Origin of the sequence: Sphingobium cupriresistens (genome assembly GCF_004152865.1) — a bacterium.
GTDB classification, from domain to species: domain Bacteria; phylum Pseudomonadota; class Alphaproteobacteria; order Sphingomonadales; family Sphingomonadaceae; genus Sphingobium; species Sphingobium cupriresistens.
The window spans coordinates 1-1,443 of record NZ_SEOO01000115.1 but is presented as its reverse complement, the minus strand read 5'-3'; the positions used below and the strand labels follow the sequence as shown (position 1 = coordinate 1,443).

Below are 1,443 nucleotides of genomic sequence, written 5' to 3'. Positions count from 1 at the left end.
ACATCAGCCTGTAGGCATCCCGCGGGAAGAGCTGGTCCCGATAGGACAATCGCATCAGCGCCATGGGTTTGCGCCGCAGACTATGGATGACGTGACGATAGTCGATCCTCCGACCGCAAACGCCGGAAGCGACGCGGATGCGGGGCAAGGTGAGGAGGAAGGTGCCGCCAAGGAACAGGTCGATCCGATCATCATAGAGCCTCACGCGCACCCGGTGTCCGATCAGCCGCGAAGGTACGGTGTAGAAGACCCGACGCAAGGTGAAGCCGCTGGCCGAGGTGATGGTGACGATAGTCTCCTCATAATCCCTCGTACGCCGGTCTGGCAGTGGCTTGAGGGCTGCGCGCTCGGCATCGATGCGAACTGCGTTGCGCCGGTTCTTGCGGGCGACGATCTCCTCAATGAAGCAGCGATAAGCGTCCAGATCGTCAAAGTTGCATGATCCTCGCAGCAGCAGCGCATCGCGGATTGATGCTTTGAGGTGACCGTGCGCGCTCTCGATCCCGCCATTCTCGTGGGCGATGCCGCGATTATTGCGGGTTGGGATCATGCCATAATGTTCGCACAGAGCATCATAGCGCGTGGTCAGGTCTGCTCGCGCTTCGGCATCGAGATTGCGGAACGCCGCTGACAGGCTGTCGCTGCGGTGCTCGCCCGGCGCACCGCCCAACGCCCAGAGCGCGTTTTGAAGGCCTTCGGCCAGCGCGACATAGCTCTCCCCGCCCAGGATGACGTGGGCATGTTCGAAGCCCGACCAGATCAGCCGGAAATGGTAAAGCCGATGATCGAGCGGTTCGCCGGCGATCGCTACGGCAAAATCACCCATGTCGGTGAAGTCCGACAGACCCATGCGGCCCGGTTCATGGGCCTGGCGGAAGATCACTTCCTGCTCGGGACCATGCACTGCCCGCCAGGATCGAATGCGCCGTTCCATCGTGCGCCTGACGCCTGGATCGAGGTTAGGATGGCGACGGCGCATCTCTTCGTAAATCGCCACTGCCCGCAATCCCGGCGATGCCTTGAGCAACGGTACAATCTCATTCTCGAAAATATCGGCAATCGGATCGGCGCGGCGGCGGCCCCGTGGCGCATCTCGCTGCATTGGCAGCATCGGTTCGTGGGCAAGGCGATACCCGGTCGCGACGCTGAAGCCTGCCTTTACGGCAGCAGTCGCGATAGAATGGGTCTGTCGAAGCTTCATAAACAACCTCATCTGATGATCGTTGACGTGGCGACCTGACACTCACGGCACCTCCCTCGACGTGGAAATGCCCATGAATATCGGGTCGGTCCCGACCGTCAGCAGCCCTTTTAGAAAGGGCCATCGGCTGCTGGTGTGGCGCCTACGGGCTTCGGGCTACGCCCTCCGCCCTTCGTCGCCACACCAGCAGCCGATTCTCATCTTGATTGTCGCTGCGTTCTCATCCTGTTTGTCGCCGCGCA

At 61.3% G+C, this 1,443-nt stretch carries 1 protein-coding gene; it reads right to left on the bottom strand.

The window, feature by feature from the left end; genetic code table 11:
* On the bottom strand, positions 1-1,243 hold a 1,243-nt coding region (gene istA / locus EWH12_RS21840), incomplete at its 3' end, for an IS21 family transposase (protein ID WP_165363707.1).
* Positions 1,244-1,443: the final 200 nt, after the last annotated feature.